16 protein-coding genes are annotated in these 15,864 nt (G+C 40.2%); 9 read left to right on the top strand and 7 right to left on the bottom strand.

Features of this window, described 5'->3' with window-relative positions; translation table 11 throughout:
- Positions 1–2 precede the first annotated feature (2 nt).
- The 4 genes from AC1PJ9_RS05575 (at position 3) to AC1PJ9_RS05590 (ending at position 4,545) form a co-directional block, all read left to right on the top strand.
- Positions 3–566, top strand: coding sequence for a CC0125/CC1285 family lipoprotein (locus AC1PJ9_RS05575; protein ID WP_151761708.1), 564 nt, complete (start codon positions 3–5; stop codon positions 564–566).
- Positions 567–579: 13 nt separating this feature from the next.
- Positions 580–1,890: a DUF445 domain-containing protein gene (locus tag AC1PJ9_RS05580; protein ID WP_311087275.1), complete on the top strand. Its 1,311-nt coding sequence runs from the start codon at positions 580–582 to the stop codon at positions 1,888–1,890.
- A gap of 27 nt (positions 1,891–1,917) precedes the next feature.
- Entirely contained in the window at positions 1,918–3,072 is a 1,155-nt protein-coding gene (locus AC1PJ9_RS05585) for a pyridoxal phosphate-dependent aminotransferase (protein ID WP_311087276.1), read from the top strand.
- Between the two features lie 105 nt (positions 3,073–3,177).
- Entirely contained in the window at positions 3,178–4,545 is a 1,368-nt protein-coding gene (locus AC1PJ9_RS05590; protein ID WP_311087277.1) for an MATE family efflux transporter, read from the top strand.
- A gap of 55 nt (positions 4,546–4,600) precedes the next feature.
- Here AC1PJ9_RS05590 and AC1PJ9_RS05595 read toward each other — a convergent pair whose 3' ends face one another.
- Positions 4,601–5,434, bottom strand: a complete 834-nt coding sequence (locus AC1PJ9_RS05595; protein WP_311070081.1) for an SDR family NAD(P)-dependent oxidoreductase — start codon at positions 5,432–5,434, stop codon at positions 4,601–4,603.
- Between the two features lie 196 nt (positions 5,435–5,630).
- Here AC1PJ9_RS05595 and AC1PJ9_RS05600 point away from each other — a divergent pair, with 196 nt between their 5' ends.
- The 3 genes from AC1PJ9_RS05600 to phoR all read left to right on the top strand — a co-directional run bounded on the left by AC1PJ9_RS05600 (position 5,631) and on the right by phoR (position 8,636).
- Positions 5,631–6,302: a TetR/AcrR family transcriptional regulator gene (locus AC1PJ9_RS05600; RefSeq protein WP_198071896.1), complete on the top strand. Its 672-nt coding sequence runs from the start codon at positions 5,631–5,633 to the stop codon at positions 6,300–6,302.
- Between the two features lie 255 nt (positions 6,303–6,557).
- Positions 6,558–7,268, top strand: a complete 711-nt coding sequence (gene phoB, locus AC1PJ9_RS05605) for a phosphate regulon transcriptional regulator PhoB (RefSeq protein ID WP_000650776.1) — start codon at positions 6,558–6,560, stop codon at positions 7,266–7,268.
- A gap of 9 nt (positions 7,269–7,277) precedes the next feature.
- On the top strand, positions 7,278–8,636 hold the full coding sequence (phoR, locus tag AC1PJ9_RS05610; protein WP_263614859.1) for a phosphate regulon sensor histidine kinase PhoR: 1,359 nt from the start codon (positions 7,278–7,280) through the stop codon (positions 8,634–8,636).
- 67 nt (positions 8,637–8,703) lie between these two features.
- On the opposite strand, the gene AC1PJ9_RS05615 is transcribed toward phoR, so the two are convergent.
- On the bottom strand, positions 8,704–9,900 hold the full coding sequence (locus tag AC1PJ9_RS05615; protein WP_311087278.1) for an alpha/beta fold hydrolase: 1,197 nt from the start codon (positions 9,898–9,900) through the stop codon (positions 8,704–8,706).
- Between the two features lie 239 nt (positions 9,901–10,139).
- On the opposite strand from AC1PJ9_RS05615, the gene AC1PJ9_RS05620 reads away from it, so the two are divergent.
- Positions 10,140–10,901 carry an AcfC family putative adhesin gene (locus AC1PJ9_RS05620; protein ID WP_311070083.1) on the top strand — a complete coding sequence of 254 codons (762 nt, stop codon included), beginning with the start codon at positions 10,140–10,142 and terminating at the stop codon, positions 10,899–10,901.
- Positions 10,902–10,957: 56 nt separating this feature from the next.
- Here AC1PJ9_RS05620 and AC1PJ9_RS05625 read toward each other — a convergent pair whose 3' ends face one another.
- From AC1PJ9_RS05625 to pncB, 4 genes are all read right to left on the bottom strand, one after another.
- Positions 10,958–11,392 (bottom strand): hypothetical protein, encoded by a 435-nt coding sequence (locus AC1PJ9_RS05625; RefSeq protein WP_263614862.1) that lies wholly within the window; start codon positions 11,390–11,392, stop codon positions 10,958–10,960.
- Positions 11,393–11,527: 135 nt separating this feature from the next.
- Complete coding sequence (gene asd, locus AC1PJ9_RS05630; RefSeq protein ID WP_263614863.1) at positions 11,528–12,379, bottom strand: archaetidylserine decarboxylase; 852 nt, start codon at positions 12,377–12,379, stop codon at positions 11,528–11,530.
- Positions 12,376–13,224: a sulfurtransferase gene (locus tag AC1PJ9_RS05635; RefSeq protein WP_311087279.1), complete on the bottom strand. Its 849-nt coding sequence runs from the start codon at positions 13,222–13,224 to the stop codon at positions 12,376–12,378. The genes asd and AC1PJ9_RS05635 overlap by 4 nt, the downstream gene beginning before the upstream one ends.
- Positions 13,225–13,374: 150 nt before the next feature.
- On the bottom strand, positions 13,375–14,589 hold the full coding sequence (pncB, locus tag AC1PJ9_RS05640) for a nicotinate phosphoribosyltransferase (protein WP_311087280.1): 1,215 nt from the start codon (positions 14,587–14,589) through the stop codon (positions 13,375–13,377).
- 166 nt (positions 14,590–14,755) lie between these two features.
- Between pncB and dtd the strand changes: the two genes are divergently transcribed.
- Positions 14,756–15,199 (top strand): D-aminoacyl-tRNA deacylase, encoded by a 444-nt coding sequence (gene dtd / locus AC1PJ9_RS05645; protein WP_005109240.1) that lies wholly within the window; start codon positions 14,756–14,758, stop codon positions 15,197–15,199.
- 40 nt (positions 15,200–15,239) lie between these two features.
- On the opposite strand, the gene AC1PJ9_RS05650 is transcribed toward dtd, so the two are convergent.
- Positions 15,240–15,719: an SCP-2 sterol transfer family protein gene (locus tag AC1PJ9_RS05650; RefSeq protein ID WP_263614865.1), complete on the bottom strand. Its 480-nt coding sequence runs from the start codon at positions 15,717–15,719 to the stop codon at positions 15,240–15,242.
- Positions 15,720–15,864: the final 145 nt, after the last annotated feature.

Genomic DNA, 15,864 nt, shown 5'->3' on the forward strand with positions numbered 1-15,864 from the left:
CCATGAAATATCTCTCTCTTTGTTTAGCTTTAGGCACTGCCTTAACTTTAAGTGCTTGTTCAACCCTACCGAGCAAACCCAAAACCTTCAATCAGCTTGGCCAGTTTTCAGCCTATCCGTTAAATGCACAAACGTTCCGAATCAGCTTCCAAGCTGACTCAAACATGAGCTATGGAACAGCTGAAGAAATTACCTTGGTGAAAGCAGCACAAACGACCGTACAAAAAGGCTTCCGCTTTTTTAAAGTGCAAAATGACCCAAGTAATCAAAGCCAAAAACCACCTCGTCAGGCCGTGGTTTACCCATCTGCGCCGAGTTTTTATCCGTATGGTTATGGTCGCCGTTATCCGGGCTTCTGGCATGATCCGTTCTATGATTTCCCACAAGTGGTCAATATCGACCCTGTTCAAGTGTCGTATACTATTGAATGTTATCGGGATCAAAAGCAGGCTCCGCAGGACGCTTTTGATGCAACGTTAATTCTCAAATCTATCGGACAAAAATATGGTTTAAGCCCGACAGGAGAATTGTTGCCGCCGCCTGAGCCGCCAGTAAAACAAAAATGAATAGGATGACCGTATGAATATGGCAGAAGAAGTACACCATGCACCCAATCTGAAGCGCAGCAAATACTTTGCGACGCTGGCACTTATTATTGTAGTAGTGCTGTGGATTGGGTTATTGATTGCCAATCGCTTTCTGCCAGAGTACACCAACTTAATTCATATTTTAATGTTAGGCGCGGAAGCTGGCGTAGTGGGTGGACTCGCAGACTGGTATGCCATTACCGTCCTGTTTCGAAACCCATTTGGCAAGCTTCCTATCCCAAAATTTTTGCGGGATCATACCGAAATTATTCCACGCAATAAGGCTCGTATTGCAGAGTCAATGGGCCGATTTGTGCAGGAAAATTTTCTATCACCTCAAGTAGTAGAACGAAGCTTAGAAAAAACTGACCTAAGCCTTGCCATTGGGCAATGGCTAGCCAGCCCACAAAACAACACACAAGTAGTGCAGCTCATTCAGCAAACTGTCCCGAAAATTTTTGAATTTGTTAGCCAAGAGCAAATTGCTAATTTTGTGCAAAACAACAGTGTGCAATGGGTGCGTAACACTCAAGTCAATAAACTCGCCAGTGAAATGCTACGCGCGGTCTTGGAAAATGATTTCCACCAAGATGTATTGCAACGTGGTCTCGATATTGCGCATGAGTGGGTCGTACAAAACCCGGATAAAACCCGTGAGTTAACCCGAAAAATGTTTAAAGCGCTGGGTGTCTGGTCTCTTGCAAAAGGTGCAAGCTGGATTGGTATTGATGTTCAACAACGTACCATCGATTCACTGGTTGAAAAAGTAGAATCAATGCTGGCCGACCACGAACACCCTTGGCGACAGGAAATTGAAACCGTTGCTCATTCGCTTATGCTCGAATTAGCAAATCCTGACAGTGTTGCCAGTCAACGTCTCAATAGCGGTAAAGATGCGCTGTTAGATAGTCCACAAGTTCTAAATTTCATTAGTGGTGCTGTCACCATTTTATGTGATGCCATTAAAGCAGATCTAATGAAAGAAGATTCTGGCATTGCAATGAACCTTAGAGCTGCCATTCAGCAATTGGGTGAAAACCTTGTCCAAAATATAAAAGTACGCGAAGTTCTCAACAAAGAAATGACAGGACTTGCCATGAACTTTACGGATCAATATAGCCATAAAATCATACGCTATGTGAGTGAGCGCATTCATGAATGGGACTCACGTGAAATGATTGGAAAAATTGAAAATGAAGTCGGTGGCGACTTACACATGATTCGAGTAAATGGCGTTGTAGTGGGTGCATTTATCGGTTTAACTCTAGGTGTAATCCGCGCAGCGATTGAATCGATTTTATAACGTTAATAATTATCTTAAGAGAATAACATGCTACAGCTTCAGTCAAAATTGCCCGCACAAGGGGTAACTATTTTTAGTACCATGACGGCAATGGCACAGCGCTTGGGTGCACTTAACCTTTCACAAGGTTTCCCAGACTTTCCAGCCCCTCATGCTTTGCTCGAAGCCCTCTCACAGGCAACTTTGGCTGGACACAATCAATACCCACCTGGTGATGGCATTCTCGCACTCCGTGAACAGCTTGCTTTACAGTTTCAACAGCGTGATCAACGTCAACTTGACCCTGTAACCCAGATCACGATTACACCTGGCGCGACCATCGCTATTTTCTGTGCCATACAAGCCTGTATCAACGCAGGTGATGAAGTCATTATTTTTGACCCGAGTTATGACAGCTATGGGCCTTCTGTTCAGCTAGCAGGTGGTAAAGCTGTTCGTATTGCCCTGCAAGCACCTGACTTTAAGGTGAACTGGCAGCAAGTTAAAGATTTGATTAATGACAAAACCCGTATGATTGTAGTGAATACGCCTCACAATCCAACTGGCACCATCTGGGAAAAACAAGACTGGTTAGAACTGATTGAACTAATTCAAGATAAAAACATTGTGGTTTTATCCGATGAAGTCTATGAACATTTGGTTTTTGATGGTCAGCAACACTTTAGTGCATTGCATTTCCCAGAGCTCAGAGAACGTAGTTTTGTGATTGGTTCTTTTGGTAAAACCTTCCATGTAACAGGCTGGAAAACCGGTTACTGTGTTGCTTCACCTGAATTAATGCGTTTATTCCGCCAGATTTACCAATACGCAAATTTCTGTGGTACGACACCTTGTCAGATTGCGCTAGCGCAATATATGCAGCAACATCCAGAACACATTCAGGAACTTTCACAGTTCTATCAAACTAAGCGAGATCGATTTAATCAGGCAATTCACAATAGCCGTTTTTTACTTAAGCCATCTCAAGGTACTTATTTCCAAAACCTTGATTACAGTCAAATTAGACCCGACTTAAACGATGTAGAAATGTGCCAGTTTCTTGCCGAGCAACATAAAATTGTGGCTATTCCTGTTTCGGTGTTTTACCAGCAAGCACCAGAGTCGTTACGCCTGATTCGCTTCTGCTTTGCTAAAAATGATGAGACATTGCAAAAAGCAGGAGAAATCTTGAATGAATGTTAATAAATTTAGAAACTTAGCCTAGTAAAACACTACAAGAAATCTCATCTAAATATGCTAAGTTGAATATCCGCCCCGCTCATCAAAGAGATGGGCGATGGAGAACACATGCCACCAAGACAGTCTTTAATTCATCAGCAAAATCTATGGAAAACATTTTTTGTTTTCTTATTGCCGCTTATTGCAACCAATATCCTGCAAAACCTATCTGGTACCATTAACACCATCTTTGTTGGACAAATGCTGGGAGTTGATGCAATTGCCGCAGTCTCTGTCTTCTTCCCTATTTTATTTTTACTGTTGGCTTTTATTATCGGAATTTCAACAGGCACCACAGTGTTAGTAGGACAGGCATGGGGTGCACAGAATATTGAAAAAGTTCAAAGTGTGGTTGGCTCCACCCTGTTTATGACCATTATTGGCGGAATCATTACCGCGATTATTGGTGTATTTTTTGCCCATGATATTTTAGAGCTTTTAGGCACCGACCCAAAGGTCATGCATCTCTCTTTGCCTTATGTGCAATGGATGTTAGCGGGTAGTCCCCTTCTATTTGTCTATATTATCTACACCTCTATTTTACGTGGTGTGGGTGACAGTACCACGCCTTTACTGGCCCTTGCTTTAACTAGCGTAATTGGTTTGGTCATTACCCCAATTTTGCTTAAGGGTTATTTTGGTTTACCTGCTCTAGGGATTATTGCACCCGCAATTGCAACCATCACTGGCTATGTGGCTATCTTAATTTTCCTTGCGATTTACCTAAACAAGAAAAAGCATCCGCTTCGACCGAACCGCCAGCTTTTGCAACATATCCGTCACAACCCAGAATTGAGCAAAATCATTTTACGTTTAGGTGTTCCAACCGGTATTCAAATGATTACGACTTCTATGGCGGGACTCGTGATTGTAGGTTTAGTTAACCGCTTTGGAGCTCATGCGACAGCTGCGTATGGTGCCGTAAACCAAGTACTCAACTATATTCAGTTCCCTGCTTTATCAATCTCAATTGCAGCTTCAATTTTTGCAGCACAAGCCATTGGTGCAGGTAAATCAGACCTACTCGCACGTGTTACCCGCACGGCTTTAGGTATGAACTTTTTATTTACAGGTACCTTAATTGCGCTTGGCTATCTCTTTTCAAAATACTTAATGGCTTTATTTATTACCGACCCAACCGTGGTGGTATTAGGGCAGCAGCTATTATTTATTGTACTTTGGGCAATTTTATTCTTTGGTGCAGGTGCTATTTTTGCATCCATCATGCGTGCCAGCGGAACCGTGACAGCTCCAATGTTACTCAATATCTCAGCTATTTTATTTATTGAAATTCCATGTGCTTACTGGTTTAGCTCAATATGGGGACTTAAAGGAATCTGGTTTGCCTATGCCTTGGCATTTGTCAGCCTCTGTATTGTTCAAGGCTTGTATTACCAGTTTATTTGGAAGAAAAAGAAGATCAAAGTCCTGATTTAAAAAGCTTGAACCTTATAAAAAAAGCCATCAATTGATGGCTTTTTTAATTTAAATCTTATTTCATCCATTTCGTGACAATCGTTGAAGCACGTTGGTAGCCTGTCGGGAACAAACGTTGGAATGCATCCAGAATTTTTGCGTCACTACCAATGAGTAAACGGCGTTTATTTTTCAAAACTGCGTCTAAGATTTGACGGGCTGCCTCTTCTGGTGGGGTACGTAGGAACTTATCAAAGTTTTCAATCGATTTATTTGGGTCCATACCTAAACTACTCAAGCTATCACTCATTTTTGCAGCTTTCGCAATATTGGTACGAATTCCTCCCGGATGTACGCATAACGAGCTTACACCACATTTTTCAATATCTAGCTCTTGGCGTAACGATTCGGTAAAACCACGTACCGCAAATTTAGTCGCATTATAGCCAGACTGAGTTGGCTGAGCTGTTAAACCAAATAAGCTAGAAATATTGATAATGTGACCATCTTGAGTTTGCTTAATAAACGGTAAAAATTCTTTGGTCCCGTAAACCACGCCCCAGAAGTTAATTCCAACAATCCACTCTAAATCTTCGTAGGTTGCCCCTTCTACAGTTGAGCCTAAAGCTACCCCAGCATTGTTAAAAATGAGATTAACAGAACCATGATCTTGCACGGTTTCCTGTGCCCACTGCTTTACTGCTTCGCGGTCAGAAACGTCTAACTTTTTGGTCGTTACAGTAATGTTACTGTAGGGTTTTAATAGCTCAACAGTTTTCTCTAAACCCTTTTCATTAATATCACTTAATGAAAGATGGCAACCTTGTTTTGCCAAGAGAATTGCTAATTGTTGCCCAATGCCAGAACCTGCGCCCGTGATTGCAGCGACTTTGTTTTTAAAATTTTTCATTGTCCATCCTTTGTTTTTCGATTTGCACAACCGGTTCATTGCATGTGCATTTTAGACTCTTTTAATATAATTTTGACAATAATCATTGTCAATATAGTACACTGTAATTTCAGATAGATTGGCACAATTCTGCTGACCGCTTTATCATAGGCCTCATATTTGCCGAAAAACCGATAAATCAGGAAACCATTTATTTATGGCGACAAACGACTCAACCAGTAAAAAGAAAACAAAAACTGTGAGTAAAGAACGTCAGTTCAAAGGGTTATCTCTTTCCGAACGTAAAGAAGCTCGCCGCGAAAAACTCATTGAAGCGGGTATTGCGACTTATGGGACCCTTGGCTTTTTTTCAGTGACGGTAAAGGATGTCTGCCAAGAAGCAAAACTCACTGAACGCTATTTTTATGAATCTTTTAAAAAGAGTGAGGATTTATTCCAGACCATCTTTTTAAAAATGATTGAAGAGTTACAGCAAAACTTAATGCAAGCTGTGATTAAAGCTGCGCCAGATCCAGAAAAAATGGTCGATGCAGGCTTAAGAGCACTGCTGACCACCTTAAAAGAAGATCCTCGTTTAGCCCGTATTGTCTATGTAGATGCAGTTCTGGTTCAGGAATTACATAATCAGGCCACCATTCAAGAAACCCTTGCTCAGTTTGACCGTATGATCCAAGCGTTCGTTATGCTGACCATGCCACAAATACAGCATAAGGAAAATGAGCTCTCTTTAATTGCGACAGGGCTAAACGGATATGTTACGCAAATTGCAATTCGATGGGTCATGGGTGGCTTTGAGCAGTCTCTTGAACAAGTTTTGACAGCCTGCCGTATTGTTTTCTTGTCTTTATTGGCACAAGTTTCAAAATAATATTAAAGTTTTTTGACACTACTTTAAGTCCAAAAACCTAGCTGAAAGCAAATTGGTAACACCTTGAATGGCTTTAAGAAAATTTATGCCGCCCTGTCATCATTCGGTCATGTGCTTGCCGTATTTTTGTCACAAATTATTGCTAAATTCGATTTTATAGACTTTTCTGCAATGAAATTGTCATAATTAATCTTTGTAATAAGCCTGTCATAACTACAAAACGGTTCACCGTTAAAATCTACAAGGTATTACGCTGTGAAAGATGACTATATTTTAATTGTCGATGATGAGCTTCCCATTCGTGAAATGATCCATACTTCTTTGGATATGGCAGGCTTTCAATGTTTACAGGCTGAAGATGCCAAACAGGCTCATCAAATTATCGTCGACCAACGTCCGGCGCTTATCTTGCTTGATTGGATGTTACCTGGAGGCGTAAGTGGTGTGGATTTATGCCGCCGCTTAAAACGTGATGAAAACCTAGCAGAAATTCCAGTCATTATGCTCACTGCTCGCGGAGAAGAAGACCACAAAGTACAAGGTCTAGACGCTGGCGCAGATGACTATATGACAAAGCCTTTCTCAACCCGTGAACTGGTTTCTCGTATTAAAGCTGTTTTACGCCGTGCAAATGCATTAAGCGGTGAAAAAACCATTGATGCCAATGGTTTAATTCTTGATCCTGTAAGCCAACGCGTGAGCTTTGGTAACAGTATTTTAGATATGGGACCAACAGAATATCGCTTACTTGCATTTTTTATGACCCATCCGGAACGTGCATATACACGTGCCCAGTTGCTCGATCAGGTATGGGGCGGTAATGTATACATTGAAGATCGTACCATCGATGTACATATCCGTCGTTTGCGTAAAGTGTTAGAACCTTTTGGTGTTGACCGATTTGTTCAAACCGTACGTGGTACAGGTTATCGTTTCTCTACACGTGCAGATTTAGCCGCAGGTTAACCAAAATTTATGTATGAACCCTACCCCGTCCCTGAACAGGTACGTGAACAAAAGCTTTCCCGTTACAGTAGTTTGTGGACGTTTGCTAAACAAGATTTACGACTTTTATTATTTTTCCTGATTATTGCAGGTTTAGTCGGTTTAGGGGTTGGGTATTTCTGGAGCTGTATTTTTATCGCCTTCGTGGTGTTTTTTGCACTCCAGTTGCGTTCTTTATATTTGGTGAATGACTGGATTGCCAACAACCCTTACGATGTTCCTCCCAACCTAAGTGGTATTTGGGGGGCATTATTATTTAATGTGTATCGTGCTCAGCGTCAGGAACGTATTGTTCAGGCCGAAATGGTGGGGCTGATTGACCGTGCTCAATCTTCTTTAGTTGCCCTCGCTGAAGCAGTAGTACTCATTGATGATCAACATCAAATTGAATGGTGGAACCCTGCCGCAGAGCGTTTATTGGGAATCAGTCCTCTCGACCGTGGTCGTAACTTATTAACCATTTTGCGCCAGCCTACTTTTATTGAATATTTTAACAATATTGATCAAGCACCAGATGGGATTAAACTCCATTCGAGTCTTGATGATGACCGCTATGTGCAGGTTAAGCTCACAAGATTTGGTGGAGAAAGTCGTTTATTGGTGGCTTACGACGTGACTCGTATGCATAACCTTGAGCAGATGCGTAAAGACTTTGTCGATAATATTTCGCATGAGCTTCGTACGCCATTAACGGTGCTGAGTGGTTATATCGAGACATTTACCGATCAGGAAGATATTAGTCCACGCTGGAAACGTGCATTTGATCAAATGCAGTCACAAACCAAGCGTATGAATGCGTTGGTCAATGACTTACTGCTGTTATCTAATTTAGAAAATAATAAGAAAATTGCAAAAAATCAGATTATTGAAATGCCGAGTTTAATGAATCAATTGTTTGATGATGCTCAGGCCTACAATGCCGATTATGGACACACGCTCAATTTACACATTGATAGCCACTGTGACCTGATTGGTTCTGACATGGAAATTGCCAGCGCATTTAGTAATCTAATTACCAATGCCATCAAGTACACACCAAAAGGCGGAACTATTACCATTGGCTGGCATGATGATGGTGAACATGCTTACTTTAGTGTGCAAGACACGGGCATTGGAATTAATCCTAAACATTTGCCACGACTGACTGAACGCTTTTATCGTGTTGATAGCGACCGTAGTCGTCAAACAGGTGGTACAGGTTTAGGCTTGGCGATTGTAAAACATGTGCTGATGCAACACGGCGCTTATTTAGATGTGCAGTCTAAAGAAAACGAAGGATCAACATTTACCGCAGTTTTTCCAAAAGAAAGACTCTATAACATGACCTAAAGTTACCCTCTCACATTTAAAAAGCCGACTCATGAAAAGTCGGCTTTTTTGTCACATTTAAATCCATTTATTTAAAATTAGAGCAATAAGATTTAGCCTGATTTTTCTCTATAACATTTAAAAAGTTGGTGGCAAAAGTGTTGCTCTGGCGCAATGCATCACGGTGATCTCCGCCATCAATTGTTTGATAAATCGCTGGTTTTTTTAATTTACATAGCTGTTGATAATAAGCCGATGTCCCTCTAGGGTCGACTAAATGATCTTTAGAACCTTGAACAATCATTAATGGCACGGTAGGCACCATATTTTCAATGGACTGTTGTTTTAAATAAGCCAAAAGAGGTTTTAAATCTGCATTAGGGCGAAATATGCTAGAAGGAGATTTCTTCAAATCAGATTGAAGTTCAGATAAACAACGACTGCGCGCTTGAGTTAGCACCGCCTTCATTTCTGCACTGACTAAATTTTCAGGAACAATGCTTGGCTCCGCTGCTTGCGCTCCCAATAACACAATCGGGAAGAAAGCTGCCACACTTGGTTCTGGGTTTGGATTAGTTTTCACATATTCTGCAATGCCTTCATATTGATAGCCGCCTGGAGCAAGTGCAATCGCTCCTTTTAAATCGAGTTCAGGAGCGTCTTTTTGACCATACGCCGCCACAGCAATAGCAGCAGCTCCGCCTTGGCTATGGCCCATTACCAACCATTGTTTATTGAAATCTTTTGGCTTAAGCATATGTAACGCCCGTACAGCATCTACTACTGTGTGCAGCTGGCTCTTTGCATTCATATAAGGATGTGCGCCTAAAGTACCCAGACCTTGATAATCAGGTGCTACTACTGCATAGCCTCGTGCAAGCCAACCATCTAACGCTTTTGAAGCAACTTCTTGGTATGAGTGAACTGGTCCACCGGCATAATCACCCGAAGGTGCACAAGTATCAGCAACTCCTGTCGTACCATGTGCCCAAGCCAGTATCGGCCAGCCATTTTTTGGTGGTGTTCCTTTTGGTAATAAAATAAACGCTGAGGCAACGATAGGCTCGCCATTCACACCTCGACTACGATAATTGATCAACAAATGCTGATCGGCATGGGGAAATAAACTCGTTACATCTTGCTGTTCTATAGACAATATTGAACCCGGTTTTTCGCTCACTATTTGCTTACTCAAATCTGTAATTGGAGCAGCCATAGCAGAACCAGACGTCAAACAAATACTGCTAAATAAAATTTTAAAAAAGGAATTACTTTTTCTAATCAAGGGATTACTCCTCTATTATTTACATTGCATCTATTTAAATAATCAATTTATAAAATATAAATTACCATAAAATTATCTATAATTTATATTCAATCTAAAAACACATTAAAACAGATTTACTGAAATTTAATAAAACTATATTTTAAAAATATTTAATATAAATACAGTTGCAAAAATTAATCCCGTTTAAATAATAAAAAATATATGCTGATATCTTCCTAATTACTACAGCGATTAAAATGTCAAAACAATATAAATTTATACCGTACCTAATTTGTCTTATTCTCGGTTCTGTATCTATCCATAGCTTTGCAGACGTACAAGTGTATGGTCCTGGTGGTCCAGCACCCGCAATGAAAGAAGCCGCCAAACAATTCACCAATAAAACGGGCATAGCAGTCCATGTGACTTCTGGACCTACTTCTCAATGGTCGGAAAAAGCGAAACAAGATGCCGATGTTATATATAGCGGTTCCGAAGCCATGATGTCTGATTTTGAAAATGCTTTTTCTGAGCAAATTATAAAAGACTCGGTAGAGCCTTTATATTTACGTCCCGCAGCCATTTTAGTGAGAAAGGGAAACCCTAAGAATATTAAAGGTTTTAAAGACCTCGCTAAACCCGGTGTTAAGGTTTTAGTTACGCATGGCGCAGGTCAAGTCGGTATGTGGGAAGATATTGCTGGCAGAACTGGAAATATTCAATTAACCAAATCTTTTCGAAAAAATATTGCCACCTATGCAGCCAACACAGGAATTGCCAAGAAAAACTGGGAAGAAAATAGCAGCTATGATGCTTGGTTAGTCTTTAATATTTGGGGAGCCAGTAACCCAGATATTGGACAAATTATACGAATTGAACCAGAGCTAGTTATTTATCGAGATACAGGTGTAGCCTTAACCAAGCATAGTTTAAAAGACACTGAAGCTAAACGTTTTGTGGATTTTCTATCGTCTCAACAAGGCAATGCTATTTTCAAAAAATATGGTTGGACTAAATAATGAAGAAGGGAGTCATACTCCCTTTTTAATTTTGAAAAGTATTAACTCTGCCTAAGCTAAAATATATTCTTTGATATTGAATATACGCCTACGGCATATAAAGTACCCAGTATTAAACAAAAGGCTGAGCTGATATACCAAAATAAATCACTATTCCCAACAAATTTTGATTTTAACCATGGAAAAGCAAAACCACGAATAAGAAACACGGCTGCAACAAGTGACAAAATAATTTCGGTAAAAGGTAATAGCTGTAGTCCTTTTGCTGCAAAGAAGGCATACATAGAACATACTGTTAGGATGATCCCCACAGCTATAGCTGTAAAATTCGGATACCAATGTCCCCTTTCGACCATCTGAACAATACTTTTCCCAGCCCCTAAAAACCGAAAACCATTTGCTCCCCAAAACACACAAATAAAATGAAGTAACGCGGCCACGAAAGTCAAAGCCGAAGCAAAATATAAACTAATGATAGGAGTTGGGGACATTTTATTCTCTTCGTGAGTATTTATAATGAGTTAAAAATTAATTTACTGGTAAACATTATATTTAAAAATATAGTTAATTATAGAAATGTAAATAAAAAAGAGAGCAAATGCTCTCTTTTTAAATCTATTGATGGGTTAAAGCGTATGGCCCATACGTTCGCCCATGACAACAACGGACTCGGCTTTAAAACGTTTTTCCCACTCGATTTTATCTTTTTCAAATAAAATAATTGCAGTAGAACCTAAATAAAAACGGCCAAGCTCAGCACCTTTCTCTAACTTCAACTGATGATGCTGTAATTCGATACGACCCGACGGTTTTACTTTACCTGTTGCTACAGTTTCAATACCTGCAACAATCATCGCACCCACGAGAACAACAGCCATACGACCAAGTTCAGTATCAAACAAGCAAACCATACGCTCATTACGGGCAAATAAACCTGGTACATTTTCAGCAGTGACCTGATTTACTGAAAATAACTCACCTGGTACATATAAAGTTTCAGTTAATGTGCCTGAAAATGGCATATGAACACGGTGATAATCACGTGGAGAGAGATAAACAGTTGCAAACTCGCCTTCTTGGAAAGGTTGAGCAAGTTGTGGGTCACCAATTAATTTTTCTACAGAGAAGCTTTGGCCTTTTGCCTGAAAAACTTCGCCAGCAGTAATTTTACCAATTTGAGAAATTGCACCATCTGCTGGTGAAACAATACTGTCTGCATTTTCGTCAACTAAACGTACGCCATCTTTCAATGCACGAGTAAAGAAATCATTAAAAGATTTATATTTGAGTGCATTGCCTTGTTCAGCAATTGATAAATCAATGCCGTATTTGGTTTTAAATGCATGAATAACCGCAGCTTTTAACACTGGATTTTCACTTGCAGCAACTTTACCCACCACACGGCTTAACTGATGCTGAGGAACAAGATTTTGTGCCTTAATAAATAATTCTTTTTTTAAGCGAGATGTAAAACTCAAGACGGCGATTCTCCAGTAATGATAGGACTATCGAGGCGATTGCCCCATTCACTCCACGCACCATCATAGGCTTTTGCTTCCCAACCCAAAAGTCTAGCCAAAATATAGGCCAAACCAGAACGGTGATGTGACTGGCAGTATACGACTACAGGTTGTTTTAAATCGAACCCAAGTTGTTCAAGACGCTGCCGCGTGCGTTCAAGCGGATGCAATTTTAGATGATTTTGACGATTAAGTGCAGTACTCCATTCAAAATGGAGTGCATTTGGAATGTGACCACCGCGTCGTGCTGCTAAACGGACACCACTGTACTCATCAATCGTTCTACAATCCCACAATTGAATGCTTTCTTGCTCAACCTGTTTTCTTAGTTCTTCATAGTTCACTCGGAACTGAGCAGCATGTGATAAATCAATTTGAATTAAGTTATCAACTCGAGGAAGTTCTTCAACCTCAGCTGTGGTGGGTAATCCTGCGCCAAGCCATGCATGAATGCCGCCATTAATTAAACTGGTGCGGGTAAATCCTAAGCAATGCAAATTCCAGATTAAACGCCCAGCCCATGCCCCACCTTCATCGTCATAGACCACCACATGGTGATTTGGCGAAATATTCAATTTTTCAATGAGCGCTTGTAAACCTGCTTCATCTGGCAAAATGCCAGTGGCTTCTTCATGCTGAGCCACCAACCATTTAGGCTGTAAGTGAATGGCATGTGGAATATGGAGTTGTTCATAAACCGAGGCACGGCTTAAATCTACAATACGAATATATTCATTGCCTAAATAAGGCACTAACTCTTCTGCTTCTATTAATAAATCGAGTTTAAAATCAGGGAGTGTCATCGTCATGGTTACTTTTTATACCAGCTTAATTTCATCTTAGCATAAGCTTATATCTATCAAACTCTGATTTTCTGCTACCGTTTAGCAAAAAATCAGATATAAACATTCTCAAGCGTTAAGTGCCTGCCAAGCTGTCAAACTACATTGTAATTAAACAGCTTCTTCAAGCTCTTCAATTTGGAAAACCTGACGTAAATAAGCCAAGAACGTATCGTTGTCGGTCATGGTCTTTCCTGGGCTATCCGAAATTTTGGCAACCGACTGACCATTACACTCAACCAGTTTCAACACAATATTGAGCGGTGTTTGCCCCATATCGTTGGTCAAATTGGTTCCAATACCAAAACTCACCTGAAAACGGTCTTTGAAGTATTGGTGCAATTCCCATGCTTTTGGCAAATTGAGACCATCACTAAAGGTCAACATTTTAGTTTTAGTGTCAATTTTTAATTTACGGTAGTGCGCGTAGGCTTTATCGCCCCATTCGTAAGGATCACCACTGTCATGACGTAAGCCATCAAACAGTTTTGCGAAATACAGGTCAAAATCTCTAAGAAAAGCGTCCATCCCAACAACGTCGGTCAAAGCGATTCCCAAGTCTCCACGATATTCTTGAACCCATGTTTCTAAAGCAGCTTTTTGAAAGTCACGTAAGCGGACATCAAGCGCCTGAAACGCCTGTAGGAATTCATGTGCCATGGTTCCAATTGGCGTGATATTTAATTCTTTAGCCAGCAAAACATTACTCGTTCCACGGAACACATTTGGAACAGTTTTATGAAATGCAGCCACTACATGTTTTTGCCATTCAAAGCTATAGCGGCGGCGTGTACCAAAATCAGAAACTAAAAATGGAGGGTCATTCGGCTGCTGGGATTTTTCATATTGCTGAATCAATTCAAGCTTGGCTTTTAAACGGCGTTCACCTTCAACCCAGACTTCATCTGTTTTAATACGGCTAAAATATAATTCGTTTACAATGGCTAAGACAAAAATCTCGAACATCATGGCCTGAACCATCGGCCCTTCAATACGAATATCTAGTCGGCCTTCCGCATCTATACTGGCCTGAATAAAACGTCGTTTAAGCTGGAATAGTTCTAAATAATCGACAAAGTCGCTTTTAATAAATCGTAGTTTTCTTAAATATTGTAGTTCGTCTTCTTTATATTTGAGATTACATAAATGGTCGAGTTGCTCGTTTAAGTCATCCAAAATATCCACTAATGGATAAACAGTATCTTCTAAATTTCTGCAACGAAAATGGTAGACGCTATGTGTTTGCGGGAATTTATGCAAAACCACTTGTAGCATTGTAAATTTGTACAAGTCTGTATCAAGTAAAGAATGGATAATTGGAGACATAGTCAATGATTATTCGCTTGCTTCTTAGCATTAAAGCATATTTTTATAGATGAATTATGAGCTTTTATACCATTGTTGCAACTCCATGAAATTTCCTTTTAAAAATCATTTAAATTAATTTCTGCTAAACTGCATCAATTCAAATAATTGCAGAAACTCTCTAACAATGCGCGCTTTAATACAACGAGTTCTTGAAGCTAAAGTGGTGGTAGACGGTGAAACGACCGGTGAAATCCAGCATGGCTTATTGGTTTTTTTAGGAATTGGCCGAGACGATACTTTAGCCATAGGTCAGAAGCTTATCGATAAGATTTTAAAATATCGTATTTTTGATGATGAGCAAGGCAAGATGGGCTGGAATGTATCTCAGGCAAATGGCGGAGTCCTGCTTGTCTCTCAGTTCACGCTCATGGCTCAAACCCAAAAAGGTTTACGTCCAGACTTTGGTCCAGCTATGCCACCTAGCGACGCAAAAGCACTCTATGAACAGTTAGTTGAATATACCCGCTCACAGTTTGAAAATGTTCAAACAGGTATTTTTGCTGCTGACATGAAAGTACACCTCATTAATGATGGGCCAGTCACTTTCAATTTAGAAGTTGAAGCTTAAATATAAAAAAACTCCCAATCGGGAGTTTTTTTATTAGATCTTAGCGACCAGTTTTTTCTTTAATAAAAGCACGTGCTTGACGTACTTTATCTTTTACTGGTTTTGGTAATCTTGGTGGAATGAGTTTAGCTGCTTGGTTAAACCAAACGAGCAGGCTGAAATCGCCTTCCATTTTAATGCTACCGTCTTGCATACCCGTCATAAATGCAGTTGGGTCGCCTTTAAGTAAAGTTTTTACACCTTGTTCGCTATCTGCAAATTGCAAAATAAAGTCAGCTTTTTCAGGTGAGCCAGCGACTGTATCGATGTGACCATTGTTAATAATAATTTGGCGAGCAACACCTAAATCAGTACCAATTTGAATGCGGAATGCGCGGTCATGCACTAGCTCAATAAACTTAGGACTTGTACGTGCCAACTGTTTCATACGCAGTGCCAAACCTGCTACCAATAAATCTAACGGGTCTGTACTGACATCAACAAGTGGTAACTTGACTACAGGTATAGAAGAAAGTTTCATGAACATTCACGCCTATTGTATTTTTATGAAAACCTTGGGGCAAAACTCAGCAAGGGCTCCCCATTGCCTGTTTTGTGCATCGACTGATGATATTCTAATTGGCAACGCAATCTATATATGAAACGTCAACAGACCAGCCTATCGT

The sequence above is a fragment of the Acinetobacter sp. 70_2 genome (assembly GCF_056736115.1).

Coding starts and splice junctions, on each gene's coding strand:
- dtd (WP_005109240.1), top strand. CDS start 14,756: ATGCGCGCTTTAATACAACGAGTTCTTGAAGCTAAAGTGGTGGTAGAC.
- phoR (WP_263614859.1), top strand. CDS start 7,278: ATGTATGAACCCTACCCCGTCCCTGAACAGGTACGTGAACAAAAGCTT.
- AC1PJ9_RS05620 (WP_311070083.1), top strand. CDS start 10,140: ATGTCAAAACAATATAAATTTATACCGTACCTAATTTGTCTTATTCTC.
- AC1PJ9_RS05585 (WP_311087276.1), top strand. CDS start 1,918: ATGCTACAGCTTCAGTCAAAATTGCCCGCACAAGGGGTAACTATTTTT.
- AC1PJ9_RS05580 (WP_311087275.1), top strand. CDS start 580: ATGAATATGGCAGAAGAAGTACACCATGCACCCAATCTGAAGCGCAGC.
- AC1PJ9_RS05575 (WP_151761708.1), top strand. CDS start 3: ATGAAATATCTCTCTCTTTGTTTAGCTTTAGGCACTGCCTTAACTTTA.
- AC1PJ9_RS05590 (WP_311087277.1), top strand. CDS start 3,178: ATGCCACCAAGACAGTCTTTAATTCATCAGCAAAATCTATGGAAAACA.
- AC1PJ9_RS05595 (WP_311070081.1), bottom strand. CDS start 5,434: ATGAAAAATTTTAAAAACAAAGTCGCTGCAATCACGGGCGCAGGTTCT.
- AC1PJ9_RS05600 (WP_198071896.1), top strand. CDS start 5,631: ATGGCGACAAACGACTCAACCAGTAAAAAGAAAACAAAAACTGTGAGT.
- pncB (WP_311087280.1), bottom strand. CDS start 14,589: ATGTCTCCAATTATCCATTCTTTACTTGATACAGACTTGTACAAATTT.
- AC1PJ9_RS05625 (WP_263614862.1), bottom strand. CDS start 11,392: ATGTCCCCAACTCCTATCATTAGTTTATATTTTGCTTCGGCTTTGACT.
- AC1PJ9_RS05650 (WP_263614865.1), bottom strand. CDS start 15,719: ATGAAACTTTCTTCTATACCTGTAGTCAAGTTACCACTTGTTGATGTC.
- AC1PJ9_RS05635 (WP_311087279.1), bottom strand. CDS start 13,224: ATGACACTCCCTGATTTTAAACTCGATTTATTAATAGAAGCAGAAGAG.